Genomic DNA, 23,578 nt, shown 5'->3' on the forward strand with positions numbered 1-23,578 from the left:
TCCCTCAGGTCGGGAAGCGCACCGGAATGCTCCGCCGCACCGGCATCGCTGCCGCCGCGGGACCACGTCCACCGCCCCCGGAGGGGCTGCCCCGTAAGGGCTGGGACCGGGCCGCCTGATGACCCCTCATCAGGTCGGCGGCCCGGACCCGGCGCGCGGCGCGGACCTCCCGTCCACCCCGCGCGCGGTCTCTCGTCGGGTCGGTCAGTTGTCGCGCAGCGCGCGGACAGCCGCCTCGACCCGCTTGCCGTAGTCCTGGTCGGCCGCGTGGAAGTGGGCGAGGTTTTTCTCGACCACGTCGTCGCGGGTGACCTGGGAGAGCCCGCCCGCGATGTTCGCGACCAGCCGGCCCTTCTCGTCCTCCGACATGAGCCGGAACAGCTCGCCGGCCTGGAAGAAGTCGTCGTCCTTGGTGTGCGCCGGCGCCTCGTGGGTGCCGGTGTGGCCGTTGACGGCGTACGGCGACGCGAGCGGCCGGTCGCTCTGCACCGGACCGTCGTAGGAGTTCGGCTCGTAGTTCTTCGCCGCGCGGCCGCCGGTGCGGGTGGCCATCAGACCGTCCCGGCCGTAGTTGAGGGCCTCGGTCGCCTTCGGCGCGTTGACGGGGAGCAGCGTGTGGTTGACGCCCAGCCGGTAGCGCTGCGCGTCGGCGTAGGCGAACAGCCGGCCCTGGAGCATCTTGTCCGGCGAGGGGCCGATGCCGGGCACGAAGTTGTTCGGCGAGAACGCGGCCTGCTCGACCTCGGCGAAGACGTTGTCCGGGTTGCGGTCGAGCACCAGCCGGCCGACCCGCTGGAGCGGGTAGTCCTGGTGCGGCCACACCTTGGTGAGGTCGAACGGGTTGAAGCGGTAGTCGGCCGCCTCGGCCGCCGGCATGACCTGCGCGTGCAGCGTCCAGGACGGGTTCACGCCGCGCTCGATGGACTGCACGAGGTCGCGCTGGTGGCTGTTCGCGTCCCGGCCGACCTGCTCGGCGGCCTGGTCGGCGGAGAGGCTGCGCACGCCCTGGTTGGTCTTGAAGTGGTACTTGACGTAGAAGGCGTCGCCCTCGGCGTTCGTCCACAGGTAGGTGTGCGAGCCGTAGCCGTTCATGTGCCGGTACGAGGCGGGGATGCCGCGGTCGCCCATCAGCCAGGTGATCTGGTGGGTTGCCTCGGGGGCGTGCGCCCAGAAGTCCCACACGTTGTCCGGCTCCTGGATGCCGGTGAACGGGTCGCGCTTCTGCGAGTGGATGAAGTCCGGGAACTTCAGTGGGTCCTTGATGAAGAAGACCGGGGTGTTGTTGCCGACGAGGTCGTAGTTGCCCTCTTCGGTGTAGAACTTCAGCGCGAAACCGCGCGGGTCGCGGACGGCGTCCGCGCCGCCGGCGTTGTCGGCCACGGTCGAGAAGCGCAGGAACGTCTGGGTGCGCTTGCCGATCGTGCCCAGGAAGTCGGCGCTGGTGAACCCGGTGACGTCGTCCGTCACCTCGAAGTAGCCGTACGCGCCCGAGCCGCGGGCGTGCACCACGCGCTCCGGGATGCGCTCGCGGTTGAACCGGGCGAGCTTCTCCAGCAGGTGCTGGTCCTGGAGGAGGAGCGGACCACCGACGCCGGCGGTGGCGGAGTTCTGGTTGTCGGCGACAGGAGCGCCCGCCTCCGTGGTGAGACGGCGCGGCGTCGGCGTGGGCTTCGGCATGGTGACCTTCCGTACGAGGCTGCGGAATTCAACTTCCGCCAGGTGGAGCGTAGGGAGAGCTTCAATCAAACGTCAACAGTTTGTTGAAAACAAGGGGAGTCAAAAACAGGGAGAGATGATTCCGGGCGGCGGCGCCTGGGCGCGACAGGACAGGTTGTCAGCGCCGCCACCCGGAGAATGTGGGGAGGCTCGCGCCCCCCCGGAGCGCTGGGCTCCGGGGAACGCGGCACCTCGGTGGGGTCAGGCCCCGGGAGCGGGCTCAAACTCCTTGACGGCGTCGATGTTCGGGCCGTGCGGAGCGTTGGCCTCGCGCTCGATCATGATCTCGACGAGCACCGGGCGGGAGGTGGAGACCGCCTCCTTGCGGGCCCACTCGATGGCCGAGCGGATGTCGGCCGGGTCCACCACGCGGCGGCCGGAGCAGCCGTACGCCTCCATGAGCTTGACGTTGTCGGCGCCGGTCTCGTCGTAGTGGATGTCGACCTGGTAGTTCATGTCGTACCCGATGGAGGCCTGCCGGATGAGGCCCAGGTACTCGTTGTTCAGCATGATCAGGACGTACGGCACGTTGTACTGCGCCGCGACCGCGAGCTCCTCGACCATGTACTGGAAGCCGTAGTCGCCGACGATGCCGACGACCTCGGCGTCCTTCTGGCCCATGCCGTCGAGCGCCTTCTTGACGCCGATGGCGGCCGGGACCTCCCAGCCGAGCGGGCCGGCCTGGCCGCAGACCTGGTAGTGGCGCGGCTTGTACGCCTTCTGGTGCTGGCCGCCCCAGATCTGGTAGAGGCCGATGGCGGTGACGAAGTAGGTGTCCTCGTCGAACGCCTCGTTGATCTCCTTGTAGACCCGCGGGGCCTTGACCGGGATCTCGTCGAAGTCCTCACGGCGCACCAGGGTGCGCTTGAGCTCCTGGCAGCGCTCGATCCAGCTCGCGACCTCGGCCTTGGCCTTGCGCTTCTTCGCGACGGCCAGCAGGGCCTGCAGGAAGAGCTTGGCGTCGGAGACGATGCCCAGGTCCGGCTCGATGACCCGGCCGAGCTGACCCGGCTCGATGTCGACGTGCACGAACTTGCGGTCGCCCTTGTAGACGTCCACGTTCGCGCCGGTGTGCCGGTCGCCGAAGCGGGCGCCGACCGCGAGCACGAAGTCCGACTCCAGGAAGGAGGCGTTCGCGTACTTCTGCGAGGTCTGGACGCCGGTCGTGCCGAAGTTCAGCTCGTGGTCGTCCTCGATGGTGCCCTTGCCCATCAGGGTGACCTGGAACGGCACCCGCAGGTACTCGACGAGCTCGCGCAGCTCCTCGGAGGCGTTGGAGAGGATCACTCCGCCGCCGGCCAGGATCAGCGGCTTGTCGGCGTCGAGCAGCAGGTCGAGGGCGGCCTCGACGCGCGGCAGGTACGGCTCGACGACCTTGATCGGCAGCTTGGTGTCGATCGCGGCGTCGTACCAGATCTCCTTCTGCGCGATGTCGACCGGGATGTCGATCAGGACCGGGCCGGGACGGCCTTCCTGCGCTATCCGGAACGCCTCGCGGAAGGCCCACGGAATCTGCGCGGCCTCCTTGATCTGGACGGCCCACTTGGTGACCGGCTTGGCGATCTCGACGATGTCGACCGCCTGGAACGCCTCCTGGTGCAGCTTGGTGGAGACGGCCTGGCCGGAGATGCAGATCATCGGGATCGAGTCGGCCAGCGCCGTGTAGAGCCCGGTGATGAAGTTGGTGCCGCCGGGGCCCGAGGTGGCGATGGCGACGCCGACCTTGCCGTTGGTACGGGCCCAGCCGTCGGCCATGTGGGTCGCGCCCTCTTCGTGGCGGACCGTGAGGTGCTCGATGCCGCCGACGATCTCCATCGCCTTGTACAGCGGGAGGATCGCGGCGCCGGGACAGCCGAAGGCGGTGTCCACGCCCTCGTCGACCATGATCTTGACGGCCGCCTGCATGGCGGGAATCTTCTGTGCGGTCATGGCGCTCAGCCCTCGATCTTCTGTCCGGAGAGACGCTCGACGCCGCGCAGCAGCGCGGAGTGGTCCAGGCCGCCGTCGCCCTGCGCGCGCAGCGAGGCGACCAGGTTGGCGACGACGGAGCCGACGGGCAGCGCCGCGCCGACGTTGCGGGCGGCGTCGGTGACGATGCCCATGTCCTTGTGGTGCAGATCGATCCGGAAGCCCGGCGCGAAGTCGCGGGTCAGGAAGTTGTTCTTCTTACGGGTCAGCACGGTCGAGCCGGCCAGACCGCCGCCCAGCACGTCGAGCGCGGCGGCCAGGTCCACGCCGGACTTCTCCAGGAAGACCACGGCCTCGGCGCACGCCTGGATGTTGACCGCGACGATGAGCTGGTTGGCCGCCTTGACCGTCTGGCCCGAGCCGTGCGGGCCGCACAGCACGATGGTCTTGCCGAGCGCGTCCAGGATCGGCTTGGCGTTGTCGAAGTCGGCCTGCTCGCCGCCGACCATGATCGACAGCACCGCCTCGACGGCACCCGCCTCGCCGCCGGAGACCGGGGCGTCCAGGACCTTGATGCCCTTCGAGGCCGCGGCCTTCGCCAGGTCGACCGAGGTCTGCGGGGTGATCGAGGACATGTCGATCAGGAGCGCGCCGGACTTGGCGTTCTCCAGGATGCCGTCCTCGCCGTACGCGATGGCCTCGACCTGCGGAGAGGCCGGGACCATGGTGATGACGACGTCGGCGCCCTTGACGGCCTCGGCGATCGAGCCGGCGGCGGTGCCGCCGGCCGCGGCCAGCCGGTCGATCTTGGGCTGCTCAAGGGTGTAGCCGGTGACCTGGTAGCCGGCTTTGATCAGGTTCTCGGCCATGGGGGAGCCCATGATGCCGAGACCGATCCACGCGATCTTGGGGAGGTTGCTCATGAGAATGCCTCTTTCGGAACTGTGAAAACTCGGTGAGGGCGGCGCGGCTCAGCGCGCGGCGCGCGCCGCGGCGGGCAGCCACTCGAAGGCGTCCGCGCTGGGCGCGTCGCCCGGCTTGTACTCCAGGCCGACGAAGCCGTCGTAGCCGGCCTTCGCGAGCCGCCCCAGCAGCTCGCCCAGCGGCAGCGACCCGGTGCCGGGTGCGCCGCGGCCGGGGTTGTCCGCGATCTGCACATGGCCCGTCTTGTCGGCGTAGCGGTCGATGACCTCGTTGAGGTCCTCGCCGTTCATCGACAGGTGGTACAGGTCCAGCAGGAACTTGGCGTTGCCCAGTCCGCTCGCCGCGTTGACCTTGTCCACGACCTCGATCGCGGCCGGGGCGCTGACGATCGGGCACAGCGGGGACTCCGGCGCGTTGAGCGCCTCGATCAGCAGGATCGCGCCCACCCGGTCGGCGACGCGGGCGGCCAGTACGAGGTTCTCCAGGGCCAGTTCGTCCTGTACCTCGGGGGCGACGCCCTCGACCCGGTTGCCGTACAGCGCGTTGAGCGCCTTGCAGCCCAGGGAGTGCGCGAAGTCGGCCGCCACGTCGATGTTGGCGCGGACGCGGTCCGACTCGACTCCGGGGATGGAGAGCGCGCCGCGGTCCGGTCCCGGCAGCCGGCCGGCGTAGAAGTTGAGGCCCACCAGCTGGGTGCCGGCGTCGTTCAGCGCGTCCCGCAGGGCGTCCAGCTCGGCCTGCTCGGGGGTGGCGGAGTCGACCCAGGGCCACCACAGCTCGACCGCGGTGAAGCCGGCCGCGGCGGCTGCCGCGGGCCGCTCCAGCAGCGGGAGTTCCGTGAAGAGGATCGAGAGGTTGACATCGAAGCGCGTGTCGGTGCTGAGTTCCGGGAGGGCCACCTGGGTTGCACTCCTTCCGTATTGTGGAAGTTAATTTCTGTCTGATGGAAGAGTGCCTGTGGATCTCCTGAGCTGTCAAGAGGGGCCGGGGGCAATTTCCGTCGAGCGCAGTAAGTTGGCCGCGTGCGATTGAGAGTGGAGTTCACGACGGAACCGTTTGATCTGGACGAGGCGCCCGGCCACGCGGTGGTGGCACGGGAAGTCGTCCAGGCCGCCGGGCTGGACGCGGTCGACGTCGGCCCGTTCGGCAATACCGCGGAGGGGGACGCCGATGTGGTGCTGAGCGCGGTGGACGCGCTGCTGCGCAGATCCCTGGAGGCCGGCGCCACCCGGGTCTCGCTCCAGGTCAACGTCATCGGGGAGCCCGGGACGACCGGGGAGGGCGCGGCGTGACCGGGGCCGGTGAGCACCCGTTCGTGGCGGCGGTCAAGCCGCTGGTGGACGCGATGGGCGGCGAGATGGTCGCGCCCGAGCTGGCGCGCGGCGACGACGTCGTCCTCGCCTGGGAGGGCGAGGAGCTGATGGCCGTACGGCTGCCGCATCTGTCCGACTCGCTCGACCACATCCTGGTGGAGCTGGAGCGGCGGCACGGCACGCCGCTCTCGGAGCTCGACCGCAAGACCAAACAGTCGGTGGTGCGAATCCTGGAGGCGCGCGGCGCCTTCTCGGTCCGGCACGGCGTCGAGACGGTGGCGGGCGCGCTGGGCGTGAGCCGCTTCACCGTCTACAACTACCTGAACAGAGAGACCGCTCTGAGCAGGGAAAATGCCGCCAAGTCGGGCGAGTAGCCACCCGGGATCGCGTAACGGGACAAGCCGTCCTCCGAAGTTTCCGGAGGGCGGCTTCTTCATTGCATCAGTTTCAACAAAGTGTTGACGCAGTGTGTCGCAGGGACTTAGCTGTCCCGCAAGCAGGACCGTGGAGGTTCCGGAACGCTCCAGCAGGTTCCCGAACACCCGAGAGAGTCCGAGACCGTCCAGAAAGCAGCCACGGAGGATCCCGTGCCGTCGAGTCCGACACCGGGCCTGGCCCGTTTCAACACCGCCGACGACAGCGAGGCCACGGCCGCGCTGCACGAGGCGTGTGCCAGCACGGCCTGGGGGGCGAAACTGCTCGCCCTGCGTCCGTACGCCGACGTCGACGCCCTGTTCGCCGCGAGCGACGCCGCCATGGCCGAGCTGACCGCGGCGGACCTGGCCGAGGCGATGGCCGGGCACCCGCCGATCGGCCGCCCGAAGCCGGGCGACCCGACCTCGGCCCGCGAACAGCGGGGCATGGCGGACGCCTCCGAAGCGCTCAAGGCGGAACTGCTCGAACTGAACCTGGCCTACCAGGACCGGTTCGGACATGTCTTTCTGATCTGCGCCACCGGCCGTACCGGTGAACAGATGCTGGAGGCGGTACGCACCCGGATCGGCAATACGCCGGACCGGGAGCGGGAGATCGTCCGCGCCGAACTGGGCAAGATCAACCGCATCCGACTGACCCGCCTCGTCGCAGAAGAAGGAGCCGCCGCATGAGTGGCAACGCCGCTTCGGTGTCCACCCACATCCTGGACACCAGTGCCGGACTCCCCGCCGCCGGAGTCGCCGTCGAGCTGTCGGTCCGCAGCGGCGGCCACGCCGCCTGGACCGCGCACGGCGCGTCGAAGACCGACGCCGACGGACGCTGCAAAGACCTGCCGGCCCTGCCGGAAGGAACCACCCACGTACGGCTCCTCTTCGAGGTCGAGCCGTATTTCGCCGAAACCCCGCGCGACGACCAGCGCGACGGCCGGCGCCAGAGCAAGCAAGCCAGTCAGCAAGCCAGTCAGCAAGCCAGTCAGCAAGCCGAGGAACAGCAGGACGCCCCCCGCGTAAGGGACAGCGGAGCCTTCTTCCCGGAGGTGGCGGTGGCCTTCGCCGTCAAGCCGGGTGAGCACTACCACGTACCGCTGCTGCTCAACCCGTTCGGCTACTCCGTATACCGAGGGAGCTAGCACCGACATGCCCACCATTCTCGGCCAGAACCAGTACGGCAAAGCGGAGAACCGCGTCGTCAAGATCACCCGGGACGGCGACACCCACCACATCAAGGACCTCAACGTCTCGGTCGCCCTCTCCGGCGACATGGACGACGTCCACTACTCGGGTTCGAACGCCAACGTGCTGCCGACCGACACCACCAAGAACACCGTGTTCGCCTTCGCCAAGGAACACGGCATCGAGTCGGCCGAGCAGTTCGCCATCCACCTGGCACGCCACTTCGTGCACACCCAGGAGCCGATCCACCAGGCGCGCATCCGCATCCAGGAGTACTCCTGGGAGCGCATCGCGACCTCGGACGGCAACTCCCGCTTCATCGGCTCCGACCAGGTCAACCACTCCTTCGCCCGCACCGGCCAGGAGCTGCGGACCACCCAGATCACCTACGACGGCGAGAAGTGGGAGGTCATCTCCGGCCTCAAGGACCTCACCGTCATGAACTCCACCAACTCGGAGTTCTGGGGCTACGTCAAGGACAGGTACACGACGCTCAAGGAGGCGTACGACCGCATCCTGTGCACCGACGTCGCCGCCGCCTGGCGCTACACCTGGACCAGCGACGACGAGCGGATGCCCAACTGGAACCGTTCGTACGAGCAGGCCAAGAAGCACATGATGCAGGCCTTCGCCGAGACCTACAGCCTCTCGCTGCAGCAGACCCTCTACCAGATGGGTTCGCGGGTCATCAACAGCCGTTCGGAGATCGACGAGATCCGCTTCTCGCTGCCGAACAACCACCACTTCCTGGTGGACCTGGAGCCGTTCGGCCTCAAGAACGACAACGAGGTCTACTTCGCGGCGGACCGCCCGTACGGCCTCATCGAGGCCACGGTGCTGCGGGACGGCGTCGAGGCGCGCATCCCGCTCGACATGACCAACCTCTGACACCTCTGACACCTCTGACACCTCTGACACCAAGGATCTGACCAGGGATTCGCGTCCCCGGGCCGCGCCCGCCGAACAGGGCGCGGCCCGGGGGAGACGAGACCCGAGGGGAACGACGCATGGCACAGCCTTCGCATGGTGAGCACACCACCGGCCGGCCGGCGGTCGCCCGCAGCATGTTCTTCCACCCTCTCGGCACCCGGACCAGCGCGGGCGCGGCAGTACTCTCAGCGGCCGCGCCGGGCTCCGGCACTCAAATACCGTAGGGCCCTGCCGTGCCCAAACCGCCACCCAGAGAACGAGGCAGCACCATGGCAGCACCGGCAACCCCCGACAGCGCTGCCCAGCGCACTGTCAGCGAGGGCACAGTCATCGAGCGCACTGTCATCGAGAACTGCGCCATCGCGACCGTCGACGCCGACGACACGGAGTACGCGAGCGGCTACGTCGTCGTCGCCGGCAACCGCATCGAGTCCGTCGGGGCGGGCAAAGCGCCCGAGGGCCTCACCGGCGTCGTACGGCGGGTGGACGGCACCGGCCACCTGGTCACCCCCGGCCTGGTCAACACCCACCACCACTTCTACCAGTGGATCACCCGCGGACTCGCCCAGGACGCCAACCTCTTCGACTGGCTCGTCACGCTCTACCCCACCTGGTCACGCATCGACGAGCCGATGGTGCACGCCGCCGCGCAGGGCTCCCTCGCGATGATGGTCCGCGGCGGAGTGACCACCGCGATGGACCACCACTACGTCTTCCCGCAGGGAGCCGGCGACCTGCTCGGCGCCGAGATCCGCGCCGCCGCCGAGATGGGCGTCAGGTTCAGCCCCACCCGCGGCTCCATGGACCGCGGCAAGTCGGACGGCGGACTGCCGCCGGACTTCGCCGTCGAGACCACCGAAGCCGCGCTGCTCGCCACCGAAGCGGCCATCGACACCCACCACGACCCCTCCTTCGACTCGATGCTGCGCATCGGCGTCGCCCCCTGCTCGCCCTTCTCGGTCAGCACCGAACTGCTCCGCGAGGCCGCCGTACTGGCCCGCCGCAAGGGCGTACGGCTGCACACCCACGGCTCGGAGACCGTCGAGGAGGAGCAGTTCTGCAAGGACCTCTTCGGGATGGGCCCCACCGACTACTTCGAGTCCACCGGCTGGCTCGGCGACGACGTGTGGATGGCGCACTGCGTCCACATGAACGACTCCGACATCGCGGCGTTCGCCCGCACCGGCACCGGCGTCGCGCACTGCCCCTCCTCCAACGCCCGCCTCGCGGCCGGCACCGCCCGCGTCCCCGACATGCTCGAGGCCGGCGTGCCCGTCGGCCTCGGCGTGGACGGCACCGCCTCCAACGAGTCGGGCGAGCTGCACACCGAGCTGCGCAACGCGCTGCTGATCCACCGGCTGGCCGGCGGCGAGAAGGCGCTCAACGCCCGCCAGGCGCTGCGCCTGGGCACCTACGGCGGCGCGCAGGTGCTCGGCCGGCAGCAGGAGATCGGCTCGCTCGAAGCGGGCAAGCTCGCCGACCTGGTGATGTGGAAGGTGGACGGCCTCGGCCACTCCTCCATCGCCGACCCGGTGGCCGCCATCGTCTTCGGCGCGGCGGCCCCGGTGACGCTGTCCCTCATCAACGGCAGGCCCGTCGTCGAGGACAGCCACCTCAAGACCGTGGACGAGGACGCCATCGCGCGCAGCGCGCGCGACCAGGCACGCCGCCTCGCCCGAATCGTCGCCGCGGGCTGATCCCCGCGACCACCGCCGCCGCGGGCTGACCCCCGCGCGGCACATCCCGAAAACTCGGTTGGGGAGGACGGTCCCCAACCGGGCTTGTGGACCCGAGCGGGGTCCACAAGCGCCGTACCCAGGGGCGCGGGTCCATGCCCGCGCTCCTGGTTCGGTACAGGGGAGACCCCTCTGTGGCGATCCGTGCGGAGCACCCGCCGAGCCGCGCCGACCCCGCGCGGCCCGAGCCCGCTGCCTCGTCCAGCCCTGTCGGCCCAGTCAGCCCGGTCGCACCGGACCCCACGTACCGCACGCGACCGGAGCACCGCGCTCCCGCCCGGAACCCACAGCACTTCGTACCTGCACCGCGCACCATCCGCATCACGCACCACATCCCGCTACCTCCCTGAAGTCGCGTCGTTTCGAGTACGCGAAAATCGACAGGAGGAACCGTCGTGGCCGCAGCGCCCAGGTTTCTGAAGAACTCCCCGTCCTCGCCCAGGGATCAGTCGGCGGACGACCGGAAGCATCCGGTCGACGAGACTCTTCCGCCGCTCAAGATGTTCACCAGCGGGCTCCAGCACGTCGCCGCGATGTACGCGGGCGTGGTGGCCCCGCCGATGATCGTCGGGCCCGCTGTGGGCCTGACGCCCACCGAGACCGCCTTCCTGATGGGGGCGAGCCTGTTCACCGCGGGCATCGCCACTCTGTTGCAGACCATCGGCTTCTGGAAGGTCGGCGCCCGGCTCCCGTTCGTCAACGGCGTCTCGTTCGCGGGCGTCACCCCGATGGTCGCCATCGGCAAGGCGCAGAGCCCGGAGAACGCGCTGCCGATCATCTTCGGCGCGGTGATGGTCGCCGGTGTGCTCGGCTTCATCCTCGCCCCGTACTTCTGCAAGCTCGTCCGGTTCTTCCCGCCGGTCGTCACCGGCACCGTCATCACGCTGATCGGCGTGTCCCTGCTGCCGGTCGCCTTCAACTGGTCCCAGGGCGGCAACTCCACCGCCTCCGACTACGGTTCGATGAAATACATCGGCATGGCAGCGCTGACCTTCGCGATCGTGCTGCTTTTGCGCAAGGTGCTGCGCGGCTTCCTCCAGCAGATCGCCATCCTGCTCGGCCTGGTAGCGGGCACGCTGATCGCGATCCCGTTCGGGATGACGAACTTCGACCCGATCAAGGACGCGGACCTGATCGGCTTCCCGACCCCGTTCCACTTCGGGGCGCCGCAGTTCGAGATCGCGGCGATCATCTCCATGTGCATCGTGATGCTGGTGTGCATGACCGAGTCCACCGCCGACATGCTGGCCCTCGGCCGGATCGTCGACCGCCCGGCGGACGAGAAGACCATCGAGGGCGGCCTGCGCGCCGACACCCTCGGCACCGCCATCAGCCCGCTGTTCAACGGCTTCGCGTGCAGCGCCTTCGCGCAGAACATCGGCCTGGTCGCGATGACCAAGGTACGCAGCCGCTTCGTCGTCGCGACCGGCGGCGGCATCCTGATCCTGCTGGGCCTGTGTCCGGTCCTGGCGTCGGTCATCGCGCTGGTGCCGCTGCCGGTGCTGGGCGGCGCGGGCATCGTGCTGTTCGGGTCGGTCGCCGCGAGCGGCATCCAGACGCTGGCGTCGGCCGCGCTGGACAAGGGCGAGAACGCGCTGATCGTCGCCGCCGCGGTCGGCGTCGGCCTGATCCCGATCGCCGCGCCGACGTTCTACCACGCCTTCCCGAAGGACATGCTGGTCATCCTGGACTCGGGCATCAGCACCGGGTGCGTCGTCGCGATCGTCCTCAACCTGGTCTTCAACCACCTGGGCAACAAGGGCGGTGGGGCCGGTGAGGCCGGTGAGGGCACAGAGCCCGGCGAGAGCACCGTCGAGGGCGGCGGCCTGGTCGTCCACCAGCCGGCCCAGTCGGCGGGGGAGCAGGCTCCGGCGGCAGCCCACTGACCCCGGGGCGGGCTCTGACCCCGGCCGGGCTCTGACATCGGCCGGGCTCTGACATCGGCCACATCGAACCGACGCAGCCGACCGTAGCCGTTCACGGGCGAACCCCCGTGGGCGGCTGCGGTCTTTGACGTGCGGGTCCTGGACGGCCGATGGCTCAAACATCGGACGGATATCCTTGTCAGCGGCGTCAGTTGCGCGGAATCGTGGGGTCCTGTGGGCGGGTGGCGGACGAGGAGGTGGCCTTTCTCGCCGTTGAACTCGGCCCAGGCGGCCTCGAAGTCCAGGCACACGTCCCGCGTGACCTCTTCGCTACGCCGTCAGGGTCTCGCGGTCCTGAACAGCTCTGCCGCCCTTGAGACGGCACGTGCCGGCGCCTTCAGGGCGCCGGCACGATCCGTTCGGCCGCGGGCAGTCGGGCCACCGCCGACGCGGCGCAACTCTTCCTCGCAAGCTCGTCCGCGCCGCGCCGGCCGTAGGGGCGCTTCACTGCGGCGGACCTTGTCGTACACCCGCTGTCCGGCACCGCCCGGAGGGGCCCGGAGTCCCGTCGGCGGCAGGGATTCTCGGCTTCGGCGGGGCGGCCGGAGTGATGTCCATCGTGCTCGTGGTGCCGGCCTTGAGGGTGCTGGACCGACGCCATGCGTGGATCCGTGCGCGACCGCGCTCAGACTACGGGCGGCTGCGACTGTGCCTGCGGCTGGTTCGACGGGTCGAGGAACCCCGAGGACGCCGACGGGAGGTCACGGGGCGCGGGCGACGGGGCGGGGGCCGGCAGCACCGGCGGAATGACCGGTGCGGAGGAGCCCCAGTCCGAGGTCAGACTGGAATCCAGGTCCGCGAGCGGTGCGGGCTCCGGCGCCGGGGTGGGTGCGGCGACGGCCTTGGGCTGGCAAGTGAAGCCGAGCTGCGTCAGCGCGCGGACGATTTCGCCGGTGCTGAAGTCGCGGGGGTCCTGTCGGGTGACAAGGGCGCCCACCTGCTTCACCGGGTAATTCCGACGGCCGATCCGAACAGACTCGGTGGTGATCGTTTCTGGTTTGACGTTGCTCATCTTGCTTTCCACCTCACTTGCCTGGAGGTAGAAGAAAACGCCGGCGATGGTTACGCGCATCATGCCTCAGCAGGGGAGAGCAGAAATGGAGCCTGAACAGCAACGGTCTCACAGCCCCTCGCGTACGCAAAGACACAACAAAGACACGGCCCGGCCGCCGGCCCCGCCCCGGCCGGTGTCCGGGCGGGCTGAGGGACGCGCTCGAAGGGCGTCCGCGCGCCGGCCGGGAGCGGTCAGGGCCCGGCGCGGACCGGCCGGCCGGCGTCCGACGCGTCCACCTGCGCCTACCGGCGTCCGGGCGCGAGGCGAGGTGCGCCCTGTGGGCCCACCAGGGCGCGGTACAGGCCCCGCTCGCGCCCCCGGGGCGGCCGGTCGCGGCCCCGGCGGGAGGCGCGCTCCGGGCCCTGGTGAGGGGCCGCGCGGAGCGCCCCGTTCCGGAGAATCCACCGGCAGGTCGCCAGCACGGGCGCCCCGCTCCGGGGGGCGGGGCCGGGCCGCTGGTTTTCGCTGTAGCGTCGGACAAGTGGACGAAGAATCAGTAGTAGACGTCGGAGACGTGCGGCTGGCATACCGGACGTGGGGTGACGAGGACGCCCATCCCGTAGTGCTGCTGCACTCGCTCGGTGACAACGCGGCGGGCTGGGAGGAGACGGCGGTCATCCTGGCCGAGGAATGGCGGGTGTACGCCCCGGATCTGCGCGGTCACGGCGAGAGCGACTGGCCGGAGGACTACTCCTTCGAGCTGATGCGCGACGACGTCCTCGGCTTCCTGGACGCGTGCGACCTGCCCCGGGTCGGGCTGGTCGGGCATTCGATGGGCGGTGTGGTGGCGTACCTGCTGACCCAGGAGCACCCGGACCGGGTCGAGCGGCTGGTGCTGGAGGAGACCCCGCCGCCGTTCCCGCGCGAGCCGGTGACGCACGTGCGGCCCGATGAGCCGCTGACCTACGACTGGCCGGTGGTGCCCGCGATGAAGGGCCAGACCGACGACCCGGACCCGGACTGGCTGGAGCGGCTCGGCGAGATCACCGTGCCGACGCTTTTGATCGGCGGCGGTCCCGACAGCCATGTGCCGCAGCGGCAGATCTCGGACATGGCGGAGCGCATCCCCGACTCGCGGATGGTCATCATCCCGGCCGGGCACAGCGTGCATGAGGCGCAGCCGCGCCAGTTCGCGGAGCAGGTCACGGAGTTCTTCACGTCCTGAGGCGGGTTCTGGGACGGGTCCTGGGACCGGCTCCGCCGCCCGCCGCCCCATGACGAGGACCCCAGCGCGCGAAGGTCCCCCGGCCGCGCGGCCGGGGGACCTTTCCGTACGTCCGGTGCGGCGGGCGCATCCGGTGCGGCGGGTGCTCGGCCCAGCGGCTCAGCCCAGCAGCTCGTACGCGGGCAGCGTCAGGAAGTCCGCGTAGTCCTGGTCCAGGGAGACCGTCAGCAGCAGGTCGTGCGCCTGCTGCCACTTGCCCGCCGCGAACGCCTCCTCGCCGATCTCGGCGCGGATCGCGGCCAGCTCGCCGGCGGCCAGCGAGCGCGCGAGCTCGGCGGTGGCCGGCACGGTCTTCCCGTCGTGCTCGAACTCGACGCCCGCGTTGATCCACTGCCAGATCTGCGAGCGGGAGATCTCCGCGGTCGCGGCGTCCTCCATCAGGTTGAAGATGGCGACGGCGCCCATGCCGCGCAGCCACGCCTCGATGTAGCGGATGCCGACCTGGACGGCGTTGTGCAGCCCCTCGTAGGTGGGCCGGGCGTCCAGTGAGGCGATGTCGATCAGCTCGGCGCCGGTGACGTGGACGTCCTCGCGCAGCCGCTCCTTCTGGTTCGGCCGCTCGCCGAGCACCGCGTCGAACGAGGCGCGGGCGACCGGCACCAGGTCGGGGTGGGCGACCCAGGAGCCGTCGAAGCCGTCGCCGGCCTCGCGGTCCTTGTCCGCCTTGACCTTCTCGAAGGCGACCTTGTTGACCTCGGCGTCCTTGCGGGACGGGATGAAGGCCGCCATGCCGCCGATGGCGTGCGCGCCGCGCTTGTGGCAGGTGCGCACCAGCAGCTCGGTGTAGGCGCGCATGAAGGGCGCGGTCATGGTCACCAGATTGCGGTCCGGCAGCACGAACTTCGAGCCGCCGTCGCGGAAGTTCTTGACGATGGAGAAGAGGTAGTCCCAGCGGCCGGCGTTGAGGCCCGAGGCGTGCTCGCGCAGCTCGTAGAGGATCTCCTCCATCTCGTACGCGGCGGTGATCGTCTCGATCAGCACGGTGGCGCGGATCGTCCCCTGCGGGATGCCGACGTACTCCTGGGCGAAGACGAAGACCTCGTTCCAGAGGCGGGCCTCCAGGTGGCTCTCGGTCTTCGGCAGGTAGAAGTACGGGCCCTTGCCGAGGTCGATGAGCCGCTGCGCGTTGTGGAAGAAGTACAGCCCGAAGTCGACCAGGGCGCCGGGCACGGCGCGGCCGTCGACGCGCAGGTGGCGCTCGTCCAGGTGCCAGCCGCGCGGCCGCATGACGACGGTGGCCAGCTCATCGGCCGGGCGCAGTCCGTAGGTCTTGCCCTGCGGGCTGGTGAAGTCGATCCGGCGCTCGTAGGCGGCGGTCAGGTTGAGCTGGCCGCCGATGACGTTCTCCCAGGTGGGAGCGGAGGCGTCCTCGAAGTCGGCGAGCCAGACCTTGGCGCCCGAGTTGAGGGCGTTGATGGTCATCTTGCGGTCCGTGGGACCGGTGATCTCCACGCGGCGGTCGTTGAGCGCGGCCGGCGCCGGGGCGACCTGCCAGTCACCGTCACGGATGTGAGCGGTCTCCGGCAGGAAGTCCAGGGTGCTGGTGCGGGCGATCTGCGCGCGGCGCTCCTGGCGCAGCGCGAGCAGCTCGTCCCGGCGGGGTGTGAACCGGCGGTGCAGCTCGCCGAGGAAGGCCAGCGCGGCGTCGGTCAGCACCTCCTCCTGGCGCTCCAGCGGCTCGGCTTCAACGATGGCCAGCGGGGACGGCGCTGGTGCGGACATGAGCTGTCACTCCTTCAGCGGGGCGGTGCCCGAGCGGTCTGCGGCCGCCGGGTCGCTGACCGACGGCACGGGGTGCCGCAGAGCTCCGGGGTACGGTCGCGGGCACCATCGGCGGTGCCGGTGCTTCTGACCAGTGGATAGTAGTTTTCTCATGGTGGAAGTTCAATGGTTTGTTGATGTCGAGATAAATTTCGGTGCCCGGCCGGGTGATCAAGTGGCTCCGGGTGCCATCCCGCTCACGCTATGAGTCCCCGCGCCGGGCGTCGAGGCGGCGTGGGGCCGGCCGGTCGCGGGGGGTCAGTCCAGGAGACCCAGGTCCTCGGGGGTGTCGATGTCGTCGGGGGCCGCGATGTCCGCGCACTCCACGAGCGTCAGTTCCGCGCGGTGCGCCCGCAGGAAATCGCGGGCGCCGCGGTCGCCGGACGCGCCCGCGGCGACATCAGGCCAGTACTCGCGGGCGAACAGCACCGGATGGCCGCGCTGCCCGTCGTACGAGGCGGCCACCAGCGCCGCGCCGCCCCGGTGCGCGGCCAGCAGCCGGGCCACCGCCTCGGGCCCGATCCGCGGCTGGTCGACCAGCAGCACCAGCACGGCCGACGCCTCCAGGCCGTCCAGCGCCGCCAGGCCGACGCGCAGCGACGAGCCCATGCCCGACGCCCAGTGCGGATTGTCGACGAGCAGGCCGCCGTCCAGGGCCGCCTTGGCGCGTACGGATTCGGCCGCCGCGCCCAGCACCACCCGCAGCGGCGCGCAGCCGCCCGCGCGCAGCACGCCCGCCGCGTGTTCCACCAGCGGCCGGCCGCGGAAGTCCAGCAGCGCCTTGGGCCGCCCGCCCAGCCGCCGTCCGCCGCCCGCCGCCAGCAGCAGTCCGGCGACGGCTGTCCGGCCCCCGGCCCGCTCGTTCGGCGGCGGATTCCCCGCTCGGGTGGGTGGACTCGTGGGTGGATTCGTGGGTGGGCCCGCTTCGGCCGGTGCATCGGATCGCGCGTCAGACATGCGCCCTGCTTACCGCATGCCGCGCTGTACGCGGGGCTGCCGGGGGGCGGGGCGGCGGGGCGCGGCCTCGCCCGCGGCCGTCATCCGCTTGGTCAACATCACGCACGTCACCGTCCGGATTTCGCTCTCTGTGTGGCGCGTTGTGCGCACAGTGGCGTTAACTGATCCGCGGCCTTCCGCGCCCGGCCGGCGTTCGGCGAGGCCGGCGTGATGAGGTGCACGAGGGGGAACTGTGTTGCGAAGTGATCGGGCGGTCGACGGAGTGCCGCCGGGCGCCGTTGCCGTGGAGGTTGCCGTAGCCGTGAACCGAGGGCGAGAGTCCGGCGAGAGCGATGTCGAGGACCCCAGGGTCACGGAACTGCGCGCCGCTGTGAACCGGCTGCGCCGCGAACTGGCGGGTCACCCCACCGAGTTGTCGGACCGGGACGCCGCCGAGGACGAACTCGCCTCGCTGGACGCCATGGTGAGCGCCGGCCTGCCCGAAGTGCCCCGGCTGCGGCGTTCGCTGCTGCTGGTCGCGGGCGCGCTCGGTTCGGTGAGCGCGCTCGCGCCGGCGCTGTCCGAGGTACGGCAGGTGATCGACCTGTTCGGCGACCTGCCGGGCCCTCGCCGGGGGGACTGACCCCGGCGGGGCGGCGGCTCGTGGGCCGTCGGCGATCGAGGACGCCCGCCGGTTACGGCACTGGTACCGCGGCCGGCAATGTCTGCCGGGAGGGGCCCTAGTGGTTCTGCGCGGTCTGGTTGGCCAGCACGATGGAGAGCTCGCGCGCCACTTCCTGGAGCACCGGCACGATCTTGTCGGTGGATGCCTCGGTGACCCGGCCGGCCGGGCCCGAGATGGAGATGGCCGCGGCGGTGGGGGAGTTCGGGACCGACACCGCGATGCAGCGCACGCCGATCTCCTGCTCGTTGTCGTCCACCGCGTAGCCGACCTCACGGACGTGCTCCAGGGCCTCCAGGAAGCCCTCCGGGGTCGTGATGGTCTTCTCCGTCGCGGCGGGCATTCCGGTACGGCCCAGCAGGGCGCGGACCTCGTCGGGCGGGGTGTGCGCGAGCAGCACCTTGCCGACGCCCGTCGAGTGCGGCAGCACCCGGCGGCCGACCTCGGTGAACATCCGCATCGAGTGCCGCGAGGGCACCTGGGCGACGTAGACGATCTCGTCGCCGTCGAGCAGGGCCATGTTCGCGGTCTCGCCGGTCTCCTCGACCAGCCGGGCCAGATGCGGCCTGGCCCAGGTGCCGAGCAGCCGGGCCGCGTTCTCGCCGAGCCGGATCAGCCGGGGGCCGAGCGAGTAGCGGCGGTTCGTCTGCTGCCGGACGTAACCGCAGGCCACGAGCGTGCGCATCAGCCGGTGGATGGTGGGCAGCGGCAGTCCGCTGCTCGCGGACAGCTCGCTCAGGCCCACTTCGCCGCCCGCGTCGGCCATCCGTTCCAGCAGATCGAAGGCGCGTTCGAGGGACTGGACGCCGCCGCTCGCTGCGGCGGGCTTGGCGGCGTCGGAGGTGCTGGCGCTGGACGGCGGCACGTCGCGTTCCTTTCGGGGCTGAGGGGGTCGACCACCGCTCGGATGCGGATGCGGAGGCCGGCCCGTAGCAGCCTACCGGCCCGAACAGTTCGCCACACGAGCAATGGTCAAGGCGTTGTCGCCGGTCAGGGGCCGTTTGTCGGTGTGTCCACGGTTACGTCGAGTGATCGGAAATCGCCGCCAGTGGCGGTAGCTACATTCTGCATGGTGAAAATATCCTTCCATTTGGTGGAAACATCCAAACCGTGAGCGAGGGGGTGCGGCGGGGCGGCCCCGCCCGGCGAAACACCTTCCGGCGAGCCTTGACGCGTCGGAGCGGGGCGGGAAGACTCCGTCAACAGAACGTTGAATTCCGCTGGGTGGAAGTCTGAGGAGGGTCTGGGTGTCCAACGTGGAGCTAGTGCTGCGCTCGACGCGCGTCATCACGCCGGAGGGGGCGCGCGCCGCGTCCGTCGCGGTGGCCGACGGGAAGATCGCGGCCGTGCTGCCGTACGACGCCGAGGTGCCCGAGGGGGCCCGGCTGGAGGACTTCGGGGACGACGCGCTGCTCCCCGGCCTCGTCGACACCCATGTGCACGTCAACGATCCGGGGCGCACCGCGTGGGAGGGGTTCTGGACCGCCACCCGCGCCGCCGCGGCCGGCGGCGTCACCACCCTGCTGGACATGCCGCTCAACAGCCTGCCGCCGACCACCACCGTCGAACACCTCGACGTCAAGCGGGAGGTCGCGCGGAGCAAGGCGCACATCGACGTCGGCTTCTGGGGCGGCGCGGTCCCGGACAACCTCGCCGACCTCAAACCCCTGCACGACGCCGGGGTGTTCGGCTTCAAGTGCTTCCTGTCGCCCTCCGGCGTCGAGGAGTTCCCCGAGCTCGACCCGGCCGGACTCGAAGCCGCGATGGTCGCCATCGCCGCGTTCGACGGCCTGCTGATCGTGCACGCCGAGGACCCGCACCACCTGGCGGACGCCCCGCAGCGGGCCGGCCGCAGCTACGCAGACTTCCTGGCCTCTAGGCCGCGCGACGCCGAGAACACCGCGATCGAGGGCCTGATCGCGCTCGCCCGGCGGACCGGCGTCCGGGTGCACGTACTGCACCTCTCGTCCTGTGATGCGCTGCCGATGATCGCCGCCGCCAAGCGCGACGGCGTCCGGATCACGGTCGAGAGCTGCCCGCACTTCCTCACCCTCACCGCCGAGGAAGTCCCGGACGGCGCCACGGAGTTCAAGTGCTGCCCGCCGATCCGCGAGGCGGGCAACCAGGACGCGCTGTGGGAGGGGCTGGTTGACGGGACGATCGACTGCGTCGTCTCCGACCACTCGCCCTGCACCCCCGACCTCAAGCTCTTCGACAGCGGCGACTTCGCGGCGGCCTGGGGCGGCATCTCCTCGCTGCAACTGGGCCTGCCGGCGATCTGGACCGAGGCGCGGCTGCGCGGCCGTACGGTCGAGGACGTCGTCCGCTGGATGTCCACCGCCCCCGCCGAGCTCGCGGGCCTGCGGCAGAAGGGCGCCATCGAGGCCGGCCGCGACGCCGACTTCGCGGTGCTCGCCACGGACGAGACCTTCACCGTCGATCCGGCCGAACTGCACCACCGCAACCAGGTCACCGCCTACGCGGGCAAGACGCTGTACGGAGTCGTACGGTCCACCTGGCTGCGCGGGCAGCGGATCGTGGACGAGAGCGGCGTTTTCGGCGAGCCGAGCGGGCTGCTGTTGGACCGCCCCTGAGCGGCGGGCCCGCTCTCGGTTGCCCCGGCCGGGGAGCAGTCGGCCGGGGCGCGCTCCGGCTGCCGGGGATTCCGTCGGGGCGCGGGTTCGTCGGGAGGTGGGTTCCGTCGGGAGGCGGGTTCCGGGACGCGGGTTCCGTACGGATGAAGTCCGCCGCTCCAGCACGCCCGGATACGGTGTCGATCGCCGATCCTCGGTCCTCGCTTTCCGGGGCCGGGCCGACGGACACTTGACCTGAAGTTTGGTTGAGGTTCTACCTTCGTGTCATGTCGCCGGTCACCCACGACCGCCGGTCGCACGACATCACACGACATCACACGACGCCGGACGAAGCCCGGCCGGACGAAGCCCCAGGAGTACGCGATGGACATGGAAGTCACCGCTTGGACATCGCTGCACCACGCGATGAACGCCAAGGACGACCGGCGGCCGTTCTCCAAGGAGACGCTGCGCCGCATCGGCGTCTTCGCCCGCCCGCACAAGTCCCGCATCGTGCGCTTCCTGGTGCTCAGCGTCGTCACCGCGATGCTGGCGGTCGCGACACCGGTGCTCGCCGGCCGGGTCGTCAACGCGATCGTGGACGGCGCGGCGCTGAGCGTCGTCCTCAAGCTCGCGGCGCTCATCGCGCTGATCGCGCTGGCCGACGCCGGATTCGGCCTGCTGACCCGCTGGCTGTCGGCGCGCATCGGCGAAGGGCTGATCCTCGACCTGCGCACCGCGGTCTTCGACCATGTGCAGCGGATGCCGGTCGCCTTCTTCACCCGTACCCGCACCGGCGCGCTCGTCAGCCGGCTGAACAACGACGTCATCGGCGCCCAGCGCGCCTTCAGCGACACTCTCTCCGGGGTCGTCGGCAACCTCGTCACCCTGCTGCTCACCCTCGTCGTGATGATCGGCATCTCCTGGCAGATCACCCTGCTCGCGCTGTTCCTGCTGCCCCTGTTCGTCCTGCCGGCCCGCCGCATGGGGGCCAAGCTGGCCCGGCTCCAGCGTGAGGCCGCCGCGCACAACGCGGCCATGGGCACCCAGATGACCGAGCGCTTCTCCGCACCCGGCGCGACCCTCGTCAAGCTCTTCGGCCGCCCCTCGCAGGAGTCCGCCGAGTTCGCCGACCGGGCCCGCCGGGTCCGCGACATCGGAGTGCGCACCGCCATGGTGCAGACGGTCTTCATCACCGCCCTGACCCTCGTCTCGGCGCTCGCCCTCGCCCTGGTGTACGGCCTCGGCGGCTTCTACGCCCTGCGCGGCAGCCTGGACCCGGGCGCCGTCGTCGCTCTCGCCCTGCTGCTCACCCGGCTCTACGCCCCGCTGACCGCACTGGCCAGCGCCCGGGTCGAGGTGATGAGCGCGCTGGTCAGCTTCGAGCGGGTCTTCGAGGTGCTCGACCTCAAGCCGCTGATCGCCGAGAAGCCGGACGCCCGGCAGGTCCCCGAGGGCCCGGTCACCGTGGAGTTCGACTCCGTGAGCTTCGGCTACCCCTCGGCGGACAAGGTCTCCCTCGCCTCGCTGGAGGAGGTCGCGATCCTCGACACCCGCGGCGGCGTCGAGGTGCTGCACGAGGTGTCGTTCCGCGCCGAGCCGGGCCAGATGGTCGCCCTCGTCGGCTCGTCCGGAGCAGGCAAGTCCACGATCGCCCAGCTGCTGCCGAGGCTGTACGACGCCGATGGCGGCGCGGTACGGCTCAACGGGGTGGACGTCCGCGACCTGACCGCCGACTCCATCCGCGCGACGCTCGGCTGGGTCACCCAGGACGGCCACCTCTTCCCCGAGTCGGTCCGCTCGAACCTGCTGCTGGCCCGGCCCGAGGCGACCGAGGAGGAGCTGTGGGAGGCGCTGCGCCGCTCGCGCCTCGATGAGCTGATCGAGTCCCTGCCCGACGGCCTGGAGACCGTGGTCGGCGAGCGCGGCTACCGGCTCTCCGGCGGCGAGCGCCAGCGGCTGACCATCGCCCGGCTGCTGCTCGCCCGCCAGCGGGTCGTCATCCTGGACGAGGCCACCGCACACCTGGACTCCACCTCGGAGGCGGCGGTGCAGGAAGCGCTGGACGAGGCGCTGTCCGGACGGACCGCGGTGGTCATCGCGCACCGGCTCTCCACCGTCAGGGCCGCGAACCTCATCCTCGTCATCGAGGACGGCCGGGTCGTCGAACGCGGCACGCACACCGAGCTGTTGGCGGAGGGAGGACGCTACGAGGAGCTGTACCGGACGCAGTTCGACGAGCCCACGGGCGAGCCTTCGGGCGCATCGTCGGACCGGCCGACGGACCGGCTCGCGGGCCGGGACGCCGACGAGTCCGCCGCACCGGTCGTGGTCGGCTGAGCGGCGGCCCGTACGCCGGCCGAACCACGCGGGCCCCGCCCGGAGCGAAAGCCTCCGGCGGGGGCCCGCGTGCGTCCGGGGCCTCGGGCCGAGGGCTGGGTGCGTCAGGCGGGAGCCGCGTAGCAGTGCACGGTGACCGTCTCACCCGGCCCCCACCGCTCCTCGACGGTGGCGAGCCGCTGCCAGTTCAGCCGCTCGTACAGCGCCGCGGCGGCGGCGTCCGAGGCCAGGACGTCGAGGACGGGATGCAGCCCGCGCGCGCTCGCGCCGCGGGCGACCTCGGCCATCAGCAGGCCGCCGACGCCCAGGCCGCGCGCCGCGGGGGAGACGAACAACCGGCTCACCACTCCGGCCCGTTCGGGCCCGGCCCCGCTCCGGCCGGGCCGCTCCGCCCAGAGTCGGGCCGAGGCGTCCCCTTCGTCGCGGCAGAGCGCGACATGGCCGACGAGCCGTCCGCCGGACTCGGCGACCCAGGCCGCGAGCAGCGCCGGCGGGCTCAGCCAGCCGGCCGGCTCCGCGGGCCGGTTCCTCGGATAGCCGTCCTGGGCGTGCACCTCGCCGAGGAGCCGTCCGCAGGCGGCGAGATCGGCCTGCTCACGCGGGCGGACACGGGTGGTCGGGGCGTGGTCGGGGTCTGCCGTCATCCGGCCATCGAAGCACCCGGTACCGGGCGGGCACCAGCACTTTCAGGCGCCGCCCAGCTTGAACAGCAGGAACAGGAAGCCCACGAAGAAGTGGACGGCCACGAGATAGATGAACACCCGGACCGTGAGCCCCATCGGGGCCCGGTCCTCCTCGTTCATCACCCGCGCGGCGGGGGCGGGGGGCTCGGCTTCGGTCGCAGGGCCGGGGTCGGGGACGGCGGCTCCGGGTACGGCGGGGTCGGCGGCGGCGGGCTTGGACGTGGTGGGCTCGGGCATGGCGATCGGCGCCTTCCTTTCCGGGGTC

The 23,578-nt window shown here is 70.8% G+C and carries 21 protein-coding genes; 11 read left to right on the plus strand and 10 right to left on the minus strand.

From position 1 onward, the window contains the following. Positions 1 to 204 precede the first annotated feature (204 nt). The 4 genes from QMK28_RS18050 to QMK28_RS18065 form a co-directional block, all read right to left on the minus strand. On the minus strand, positions 205 to 1,677 hold the full coding sequence (locus QMK28_RS18050) for a catalase (RefSeq protein ID WP_326439119.1): 1,473 nt from the start codon (positions 1,675 to 1,677) through the stop codon (positions 205 to 207). Positions 1,678 to 1,917: 240 nt separating this feature from the next. Then, a complete protein-coding gene (gcl, locus tag QMK28_RS18055) occupies positions 1,918 to 3,645 on the minus strand; it encodes a glyoxylate carboligase (RefSeq protein WP_326439121.1) in 1,728 nt (575 codons plus the stop codon). A gap of 5 nt (positions 3,646 to 3,650) precedes the next feature. Then, positions 3,651 to 4,547 carry a 2-hydroxy-3-oxopropionate reductase gene (locus QMK28_RS18060; protein ID WP_326439123.1) on the minus strand — a complete coding sequence of 299 codons (897 nt, stop codon included), beginning with the start codon at positions 4,545 to 4,547 and terminating at the stop codon, positions 3,651 to 3,653. Positions 4,548 to 4,595: 48 nt separating this feature from the next. Next, on the minus strand, positions 4,596 to 5,447 hold the full coding sequence (locus tag QMK28_RS18065; protein WP_326439125.1) for a TIM barrel protein: 852 nt from the start codon (positions 5,445 to 5,447) through the stop codon (positions 4,596 to 4,598). Between the two features lie 123 nt (positions 5,448 to 5,570). Between QMK28_RS18065 and QMK28_RS18070 the strand changes: the two genes are divergently transcribed. From QMK28_RS18070 to QMK28_RS18100, 7 genes are all read left to right on the plus strand, one after another. Then, on the plus strand, positions 5,571 to 5,840 hold the full coding sequence (locus tag QMK28_RS18070) for a thiamine-binding protein (protein WP_326439127.1): 270 nt from the start codon (positions 5,571 to 5,573) through the stop codon (positions 5,838 to 5,840). A 53-nt stretch (positions 5,841 to 5,893) separates the two neighbouring features. Further along, positions 5,894 to 6,235: a helix-turn-helix domain-containing protein gene (locus QMK28_RS18075; RefSeq protein ID WP_443050761.1), complete on the plus strand. Its 342-nt coding sequence runs from the start codon at positions 5,894 to 5,896 to the stop codon at positions 6,233 to 6,235. Positions 6,236 to 6,448: 213 nt separating this feature from the next. After that, on the plus strand, positions 6,449 to 6,967 hold the full coding sequence (gene uraD, locus QMK28_RS18080) for a 2-oxo-4-hydroxy-4-carboxy-5-ureidoimidazoline decarboxylase (RefSeq protein WP_326439131.1): 519 nt from the start codon (positions 6,449 to 6,451) through the stop codon (positions 6,965 to 6,967). Next, on the plus strand, positions 6,964 to 7,425 hold the full coding sequence (locus QMK28_RS18085) for a hydroxyisourate hydrolase (RefSeq protein ID WP_326439133.1): 462 nt from the start codon (positions 6,964 to 6,966) through the stop codon (positions 7,423 to 7,425). Before uraD ends, QMK28_RS18085 begins: the two co-directional genes overlap by 4 nt. A 7-nt stretch (positions 7,426 to 7,432) precedes the next feature. After that, positions 7,433 to 8,356, plus strand: coding sequence for a factor-independent urate hydroxylase (gene pucL, locus QMK28_RS18090; protein WP_326439135.1), 924 nt, complete (start codon positions 7,433 to 7,435; stop codon positions 8,354 to 8,356). Between the two features lie 311 nt (positions 8,357 to 8,667). Beyond that, a complete protein-coding gene (locus QMK28_RS18095; RefSeq protein WP_326439137.1) occupies positions 8,668 to 10,095 on the plus strand; it encodes an 8-oxoguanine deaminase in 1,428 nt (475 codons plus the stop codon). Between the two features lie 434 nt (positions 10,096 to 10,529). Next, entirely contained in the window at positions 10,530 to 12,020 is a 1,491-nt protein-coding gene (locus tag QMK28_RS18100) for a nucleobase:cation symporter-2 family protein (protein ID WP_443050759.1), read from the plus strand. 664 nt (positions 12,021 to 12,684) lie between these two features. Here QMK28_RS18100 and QMK28_RS18110 read toward each other — a convergent pair. Next, positions 12,685 to 13,134, minus strand: coding sequence for an SCO5918 family protein (locus QMK28_RS18110; protein WP_326439139.1), 450 nt, complete (start codon positions 13,132 to 13,134; stop codon positions 12,685 to 12,687). A gap of 460 nt (positions 13,135 to 13,594) precedes the next feature. On the opposite strand from QMK28_RS18110, the gene QMK28_RS18115 reads away from it, so the two are divergent. After that, positions 13,595 to 14,278 carry an alpha/beta fold hydrolase gene (locus QMK28_RS18115; protein ID WP_326439141.1) on the plus strand — a complete coding sequence of 228 codons (684 nt, stop codon included), beginning with the start codon at positions 13,595 to 13,597 and terminating at the stop codon, positions 14,276 to 14,278. A 159-nt stretch (positions 14,279 to 14,437) separates the two neighbouring features. Here the strand turns inward: QMK28_RS18115 and aceB are convergent, their stop codons facing one another. Both aceB and QMK28_RS18125 read right to left on the minus strand, forming a co-directional pair. After that, complete coding sequence (gene aceB, locus QMK28_RS18120) at positions 14,438 to 16,060, minus strand: malate synthase A (RefSeq protein ID WP_326439143.1); 1,623 nt, start codon at positions 16,058 to 16,060, stop codon at positions 14,438 to 14,440. A gap of 297 nt (positions 16,061 to 16,357) precedes the next feature. Beyond that, a complete protein-coding gene (locus tag QMK28_RS18125; protein ID WP_326439144.1) occupies positions 16,358 to 17,056 on the minus strand; it encodes a nucleotidyltransferase family protein in 699 nt (232 codons plus the stop codon). A 301-nt stretch (positions 17,057 to 17,357) separates the two neighbouring features. On the opposite strand from QMK28_RS18125, the gene QMK28_RS18130 reads away from it, so the two are divergent. Beyond that, entirely contained in the window at positions 17,358 to 17,678 is a 321-nt protein-coding gene (locus tag QMK28_RS18130; protein ID WP_326439146.1) for a DUF5955 family protein, read from the plus strand. A gap of 97 nt (positions 17,679 to 17,775) precedes the next feature. Here QMK28_RS18130 and QMK28_RS18135 read toward each other — a convergent pair whose 3' ends face one another. Continuing rightward, positions 17,776 to 18,582, minus strand: a complete 807-nt coding sequence (locus QMK28_RS18135; RefSeq protein WP_326439148.1) for an IclR family transcriptional regulator — start codon at positions 18,580 to 18,582, stop codon at positions 17,776 to 17,778. Positions 18,583 to 18,964: 382 nt separating this feature from the next. Between QMK28_RS18135 and allB the strand changes: the two genes are divergently transcribed. Further along, positions 18,965 to 20,311 carry an allantoinase AllB gene (gene allB / locus QMK28_RS18140; RefSeq protein WP_326439150.1) on the plus strand — a complete coding sequence of 449 codons (1,347 nt, stop codon included), beginning with the start codon at positions 18,965 to 18,967 and terminating at the stop codon, positions 20,309 to 20,311. A gap of 363 nt (positions 20,312 to 20,674) precedes the next feature. After that, positions 20,675 to 22,630, plus strand: coding sequence for an ABC transporter ATP-binding protein (locus QMK28_RS18145; RefSeq protein ID WP_326439152.1), 1,956 nt, complete (start codon positions 20,675 to 20,677; stop codon positions 22,628 to 22,630). Between the two features lie 104 nt (positions 22,631 to 22,734). On the opposite strand, the gene QMK28_RS18150 is transcribed toward QMK28_RS18145, so the two are convergent. Next, positions 22,735 to 23,274 (minus strand): GNAT family N-acetyltransferase, encoded by a 540-nt coding sequence (locus QMK28_RS18150; protein WP_326439154.1) that lies wholly within the window; start codon positions 23,272 to 23,274, stop codon positions 22,735 to 22,737. A gap of 42 nt (positions 23,275 to 23,316) precedes the next feature. After that, entirely contained in the window at positions 23,317 to 23,550 is a 234-nt protein-coding gene (locus QMK28_RS18155; RefSeq protein ID WP_326439156.1) for a DUF6126 family protein, read from the minus strand. Positions 23,551 to 23,578 lie beyond the last annotated feature (28 nt).

This window comes from Streptomyces sp. H27-D2, from assembly GCF_035828615.1.
Classification (GTDB): domain Bacteria; phylum Actinomycetota; class Actinomycetes; order Streptomycetales; family Streptomycetaceae; genus Streptomyces.

Coding starts and splice junctions, on each gene's coding strand:
- QMK28_RS18150 (WP_326439154.1), bottom strand. CDS start 23,274: ATGACGGCAGACCCCGACCACGCCCCGACCACCCGTGTCCGCCCGCGT.
- QMK28_RS18060 (WP_326439123.1), bottom strand. CDS start 4,547: ATGAGCAACCTCCCCAAGATCGCGTGGATCGGTCTCGGCATCATGGGC.
- QMK28_RS18145 (WP_326439152.1), top strand. CDS start 20,675: ATGGACATGGAAGTCACCGCTTGGACATCGCTGCACCACGCGATGAAC.
- QMK28_RS18110 (WP_326439139.1), bottom strand. CDS start 13,134: ATGATGCGCGTAACCATCGCCGGCGTTTTCTTCTACCTCCAGGCAAGT.
- QMK28_RS18075 (WP_443050761.1), top strand. CDS start 5,894: ATGGGCGGCGAGATGGTCGCGCCCGAGCTGGCGCGCGGCGACGACGTC.
- QMK28_RS18155 (WP_326439156.1), bottom strand. CDS start 23,550: ATGCCCGAGCCCACCACGTCCAAGCCCGCCGCCGCCGACCCCGCCGTA.
- gcl (WP_326439121.1), bottom strand. CDS start 3,645: ATGACCGCACAGAAGATTCCCGCCATGCAGGCGGCCGTCAAGATCATG.
- aceB (WP_326439143.1), bottom strand. CDS start 16,060: ATGTCCGCACCAGCGCCGTCCCCGCTGGCCATCGTTGAAGCCGAGCCG.
- QMK28_RS18085 (WP_326439133.1), top strand. CDS start 6,964: ATGAGTGGCAACGCCGCTTCGGTGTCCACCCACATCCTGGACACCAGT.
- QMK28_RS18050 (WP_326439119.1), bottom strand. CDS start 1,677: ATGCCGAAGCCCACGCCGACGCCGCGCCGTCTCACCACGGAGGCGGGC.
- QMK28_RS18125 (WP_326439144.1), bottom strand. CDS start 17,056: ATGTCTGACGCGCGATCCGATGCACCGGCCGAAGCGGGCCCACCCACG.
- pucL (WP_326439135.1), top strand. CDS start 7,433: ATGCCCACCATTCTCGGCCAGAACCAGTACGGCAAAGCGGAGAACCGC.
- QMK28_RS18095 (WP_326439137.1), top strand. CDS start 8,668: ATGGCAGCACCGGCAACCCCCGACAGCGCTGCCCAGCGCACTGTCAGC.